Origin of the sequence: Brunnivagina elsteri CCALA 953, assembly GCF_002289455.1 — a bacterium.
Taxonomy (GTDB): domain Bacteria; phylum Cyanobacteriota; class Cyanobacteriia; order Cyanobacteriales; family Nostocaceae; genus Brunnivagina; species Brunnivagina elsteri.
Genome location: NZ_NTFS01000412.1, coordinates 1 through 5630 on the forward strand (window position 1 = coordinate 1; position 5630 = coordinate 5630).

Here is a 5630-nt window from a genome sequence, read left to right on the forward strand (position 1 = left end):
TCACTACTTATTTAACTAAATTTTAATCGAATATTACTAACAACTTAACTAATCAAAAAATCTCCTATGACCCAGAAGAATGAAGCAGCAGTTCTGTTTTTGGCGCTATTAATTACATTGGGATTAGTAGGTGGTGTTTACTTTTGGTTAGCAAGAAATACCAATGTTAAATTTGTATCTTCAAGCAGTAATTCATCGCAGCAATCTGCAAAATCACCAGCAAAAGCTAACGAAGAAACCCTTGCTCAGGTACAAAATGTTCCTAGTGGATTATTTCGTTACGGGGGTAGTACAACTTGGGCACCAATCCGTAAAGAAGTCGATTCTGCCATCAAAACAGTTTTGCCCAAATATCAAATTAGTTATACCGATCCCATATCTGGCACACCTGGTTCAGGTTCAGGAATTAGAATGCTACTGGATAACCAACTGGCATTTGCCCAATCTTCCCGTTCAGTAGAACCCCAGGAACACCAAATTGCCCAGCAAAAAGGTTTTACCCTCAAAGAAATACCCATTGCCATCGATGGAATTGCGATCGCAGTTCATCCAAATTTAAATATATCTAGTTTAACTATCGAACAAATCAAACAGATTTATACAGGTAAAATCACAAATTGGCAAGAAGTTGGTGGACCAAAGTTAGCAATTAAACCCTATTCACGTCGTTTAGAAGATGGGGGAACTATAGAATTTTTCTACCAAAATGTTTTAGAAAAAGAAAAGTTTGGCAGTAATGTTCAATTTATCTTCAATACTACCGCCGCTTTAAGACAAGTTGCACAAAATGAAGGCAGTATTTATTATGCATCAGCACCAGAAGTAATTTTCCAATGTACTGTAAAAACCTTACCAATTGGACGTAAAGCAAGTGAAGTCGTTGCTCCATATCAAGAACCATTAGAAACTAAAAGCCAATGTCCACAACAGCTTAATCAGATTAACCAAGAAGCATTTCAATCGGGAAAATATCCAATAACTCGAACATTATTCGTGATTGTCAAGCAGAATGGACAAATTGACCAACAAGCTGGTGATGCTTACGCTCGATTATTATTAACTGACCAAGGTCAAGCTTTAATTTCTAAATCAGGTTTTGTGAGAATTAAGTAAGCAAAATTTAAAATTCTTGGTTATACCAGGATTTTTCTCGAATGTTTACTATAGCAATTTTCAGACGAGTCAAATAAGCTTATCTTCCTCCCCTTCTCTACATAAGAAATGATTGGGGGTTAGGTAAATATGTTGTATTAAGTTGGGAATCGGAATGAGAAATCCAAAATTCTCCAAACAACTTTACGAATTTTTTCAAAAATACGTAATATGCTATACATAACGATAAAATTCTGGTAGGGGAAAGGCAGGGGGCAGAATGGAATAGAAGAAATAAAGGTAAGATTGTTATCAATAAATGTATTATTTTAATCAAAGTATATGTCGCAGAAAAAAGATAATGTAATTCTTTTGCTATCACTATTAATTACACTAGGATTAATAGGTCTAGGAGCTTGGTGGTTTTTCAAGATTTCCGGTGCAAAAATAGACAATATTAGTTCAGAACAACAAAATAGTTGCTGTTTTTTTCAACTCTCAAAGCAATTACAGCCAGTCACTTAAATCAGAATTTGTGACCGCAGTTTCCTTGGGAGGTGGACAAATAACAAACGAATTTGATTTGTCAAAATCTGATTTTAGTGCCGTCAAAAGTTACGAACAACTAACCAAGCAAAATACACAAGTAATCATGCTAGCAGGCGATACTAGTACCCTTGATAAAGCTTTACAGGTGGTACAAATTAACCAAAAACGACTACCCTTGCTGGCTGGAGATGATATCTACACCCTAAAAACATTGGAAATTGGACGGGAACAAGCCGTAGGTATGATTATCACCATACCTTGGCATATTAGTGGCGACTATAAATCTGATTTCCCTCAAAAATCCCGTCAATTATGGGGAGCGGATGTAAATTGGCGCAGTGCCATGTCCTATGATGCGACACTAGCTCTGACTGCTGCGATCGCACGCAACCCCACAAGGGAAAATATTCAACAAACCCTTTCCAGTCCAGACTTTTCCACCCAAGGAGCTTCCGGGACAATTCGCTTTCTCCCATCAGGTGATCGTAATACCTCTGTCCAAATTGTCAAAATTGTCCCCAGCAAGCGTCTGAATGTCGGTTATGAATTTGTTCCAGAATCACCCTAGTAGCAATATGTCACAATGTCGCAAAAAAATGAAACACCAGTCCTAATTCTGTCCCTACTAATCACAACTGCATTAATAGCAGGTGGTTTTTGGTGGTTTAATCAAAAATTCACTGGTTTGAACTCCAATCAAGCTACTAATCCCCAATCAAGTAATTCTCAATCCCCGAACAACAGCACAACCGTTACTGAAAAACCTGCCGAGAAGACTGGGACAACTTTAGCTAGTTTAGAAAACGTGCCCACAGGATTGTTTAACTACGGTGGTAGTACATCCTGGGCACCTATTCGACTGGCAGTAGACTCAATAATCCAAAGAGAAAAACCCGAATATCGACTGCGATACGTACAGCCCAATAATGTAACACCAGGTTCTGCTACAGGAATACAATCTTTAATCGACGGTCAACTCACATTTGCCCAATCTTCTCGACCAATAACAGATACAGAAATAACCCGCGCTAAACAAAGAGGCTTTGACCTCAAACAAATCCCTGTAGCGATAGATGGATTAGCAGCTGCAGTTAACCCTAACCTAAACATACCCGGCTTAACGGTAGAGCAATTAAAGTCTATTTACACAGGCAAAATCACAAATTGGAAAGAATTAGGTGGTTCCGATATTCCCATCAAACCCTACTCCCGTCGGATTGAAGATGGTGGAACCGTCGAACTATTTGTTCAGGACATCTTGGGTGGTCAAAAATTTGCTCCCACAGTGGAATTTATTTCCACCACCACCCAAGCGCTGAAAAAAGTCGCAGAGAATCCCGGTAGCATTTACTTCGCTTCTGCCCCAGAAGTCGTTCCCCAATGTTCAATTAGACCCTTACCTTTGGGGCGATCGCAAGGCAAATATGTTAGCCCTTACCAAGAACCATTCGTTCTCCCGACTGAATGTCCTGGTAAACGCAACAAACTAAACATTGAAGCATTTCAATCTGGTAGCTATCCGATTACCCGTAATCTGTTCGTGGTGGTCAAACAGAATGGGCAAATCGAACAACAGGCTGGTGATGCATATGCCAACTTACTACTTACTCAGCAAGGGCAGGAATTAATTTCCCAAGCTGGATTTGTGAAAATTCGATAACAGGGATAATGCTTCCCCCAAGGAATAGAGTGAGGAGAGTATCTAGAAATCCCCCCCGACAGCATTATCCAATTAGTTGCCTGGAACCCCAGCACGGAGATAACATTACCGTGCTGTGGATGCCTTAGTTGGATCGGTTAATCGACTCAGCTGGTAAGCAAATTAGGTTATCACCTTGAGTCAAAATTAAACCGCGTTGACGCAATTTACCCATCAAACGAGTCACGGTAACGCGAGTTGAACCAATCGCACTACCAATTTGGGCATGGGTGAGAGGGAATGGTAAACAGTAACCACGAATTACATCGGGGTCAGTTTCACTCATGGCTGGCTCACCATATTCCTCAATTAACAAAGTGAGGAAACCCAGGAGTCGGTCAATTGTGCGCCGTTGTCCCAAGGCACTCAACCACAGCAATTTACGCTGGTGCTGATACCTGAAAGCATCCATGACTTCGCGGCGGAAATGAGGCCAGTTGTCTAAGTCATGCCAGTACATCCACAACACCGCAGTTTGATCGACGTGGGCGTAAGCTTGGAGTGTGAAAGGAGACTGAGCAACAATTTCAAACGGCTGACCAGCACCAACGAATCCTAAGAAAGCTTCTTCTGGAGTTCTATTGATACGACGAGACGTTAGTTGACTGGCTGTCGCACTGACTTGAGCGGTTCCCACCATGCGGATAGCACCTCTTTGCACTAAGTACAGCAATCCAGGTCGAGCTGGAATGCGCTCATCTTTGCTGAAGGTGCGGCAGCGATAGTGTTCTTGAGCCCAGTCAAGAATACGTTGCCAAGTTAAAAAAGGACGTGATGCCTCTGAAAAGGAGGATGGAGATTGCATAGGTAACAAAGAGGTTTTGGCTGAGTACAAAGACGTCAAAATAAAAGGTGCAAGGAGTGTCTTTGTGTGGCAACTTTCAGGCGTAACACCTAACGTGCCAGCCAGATAAAAAGTAGAAAGTTATTTCTACTCTTTTTGTTATACATCCTACTGTACTATGAAGGTAGTGATTTTTACCCATTATTTATTAAATTTCATAGAATTCTTATTTTTCTCCTTCTAAATTAAAGTTATGTCGAAAGGTAGATGACATAACACTACGAACGTTGGTACTTTCCCCTATTGTCATCAGTATACTATGTGACTCAAATGCTACTAGTTAGCAAATACACAGCAGTTAAGCAGTTAGTAAATGGTCATTTTCAAGTATCACTAAGTATTTATGCCACCTATGCAAAAAACTTATACATCCCAAAAGAAGAGAATTTTGTATATCAAAGCCGAGAGAAAGGTAAAGTTTTGTATCTTTCTGGGATAGCTCTCAAGCTGGCAAAGGCTTATCAGTTGGATGCTTCAGCGATTGCAAGTCACATTGCTTCTCATTTTTTAAGAAATTGTGACGCATCTTTTCGAGTTGAGGTGGTAAAACCTGCTTGGATTCATATTCAAGTAAGGGATTCGGTGGTAGCAGGCTGTTTCCAAAGTGTAATTGAGGGGATGGGAGAGGCAACAAGTTTTTTGCCTTCCTCAATATCACCTAGTTCTGATTCTCTGTTTTCAGTGCAGTATGCCCATGCCCGTTGTTGCTCTTTGTTGAAACTGGGGCAACGTGAGGGATTGATACAAGTGAATCAACAATTACAGATTCCTTGGTTGGTTGATAATGAGGTGGTGGATGGAGAGTCTAAATTTCGTTTAACTGATTTAGCATCCCGTCGTTTAATTGGGGAACTTGTAACTGCATTAGATGATTTCGCTTATCTTGACAATATAGATATGCGGCATTGGCAGAAAACAGGAATATCTATAAGTAAAGCTTTTGAGGATTTTTGGCGGAGTTGTCATATTTGGGGTGAGGTGAAAATGGGTTTGACTGAACTTGCACTGGCAAGATTAGGATTAGTGCTGGTGACTCAAGTTGTATTGCAGTTTCTTCTGGAAGATAAATTGGGCATTTCTGCCTTGCCAGAACTGTAGGAAAATTCGTTCTTTTTTCCTAATACTTAAAAGATAATAAATTTTTGTAACAACTGTTGACGGAATGAGGTAGTCAAGATATATTTACTGGTGTGTGAGGAGCGAACCAGCAAGGACACCGAGACGAAACACGGCCAGTCGTCGGTGTCCTTTCTGATTTTTTATTATTTTGAAATAGTTAATTAGTTGGTGGTTAATGGTTAGTTTGGTAGTATCCCATCAATACTTCGGGGTAAAGATTTATTCTGGCATCCACGACCAACCAAACGGGTTAAGCGAAGATTTGTCCCGAATAATACTGCCCAAAGATGGGATATTTCCGATCAAAGAAATGCGATCGCGGATATA

At 40.4% G+C, this 5630-nt stretch carries 5 protein-coding genes; 4 read left to right on the plus strand and 1 reads right to left on the minus strand.

From position 1 onward, the window contains the following. Nucleotides 1-66 precede the first annotated feature (66 nt). The 3 genes from CK510_RS25230 to CK510_RS25245 all read left to right on the plus strand — a co-directional run bounded on the left by CK510_RS25230 (nucleotide 67) and on the right by CK510_RS25245 (nucleotide 3301). Nucleotides 67-1113 (plus strand): PstS family phosphate ABC transporter substrate-binding protein, encoded by a 1047-nt coding sequence (locus CK510_RS25230; protein ID WP_095724292.1) that lies wholly within the window; start codon nucleotides 67-69, stop codon nucleotides 1111-1113. Between the two features lie 454 nt (nucleotides 1114-1567). Beyond that, nucleotides 1568-2209 (plus strand): ABC transporter substrate-binding protein, encoded by a 642-nt coding sequence (locus tag CK510_RS25240; protein WP_342746001.1) that lies wholly within the window; start codon nucleotides 1568-1570, stop codon nucleotides 2207-2209. A 15-nt stretch (nucleotides 2210-2224) separates the two neighbouring features. After that, a complete protein-coding gene (locus CK510_RS25245; protein ID WP_095724295.1) occupies nucleotides 2225-3301 on the plus strand; it encodes a PstS family phosphate ABC transporter substrate-binding protein in 1077 nt (358 codons plus the stop codon). A 124-nt stretch (nucleotides 3302-3425) separates the two neighbouring features. Here the strand turns inward: CK510_RS25245 and CK510_RS25250 are convergent, their stop codons facing one another. After that, nucleotides 3426-4145, minus strand: coding sequence for a Crp/Fnr family transcriptional regulator (locus CK510_RS25250; RefSeq protein WP_095724296.1), 720 nt, complete (start codon nucleotides 4143-4145; stop codon nucleotides 3426-3428). A gap of 309 nt (nucleotides 4146-4454) precedes the next feature. Here CK510_RS25250 and CK510_RS25255 point away from each other — a divergent pair, with 309 nt between their 5' ends. Beyond that, on the plus strand, nucleotides 4455-5282 hold the full coding sequence (locus CK510_RS25255) for a DALR anticodon-binding domain-containing protein (protein ID WP_095724297.1): 828 nt from the start codon (nucleotides 4455-4457) through the stop codon (nucleotides 5280-5282). Nucleotides 5283-5630 lie beyond the last annotated feature (348 nt).

Excerpts from the sequence above, each read along its gene's own strand:
- CK510_RS25230 (WP_095724292.1), top strand. The coding sequence starts at position 67 with ATGACCCAGAAGAATGAAGCAGCAGTTCTGTTTTTGGCGCTATTAATT.
- CK510_RS25245 (WP_095724295.1), top strand. The coding sequence starts at position 2,225 with ATGTCGCAAAAAAATGAAACACCAGTCCTAATTCTGTCCCTACTAATC.
- CK510_RS25250 (WP_095724296.1), bottom strand. The coding sequence starts at position 4,145 with ATGCAATCTCCATCCTCCTTTTCAGAGGCATCACGTCCTTTTTTAACT.
- CK510_RS25255 (WP_095724297.1), top strand. The coding sequence starts at position 4,455 with ATGCTACTAGTTAGCAAATACACAGCAGTTAAGCAGTTAGTAAATGGT.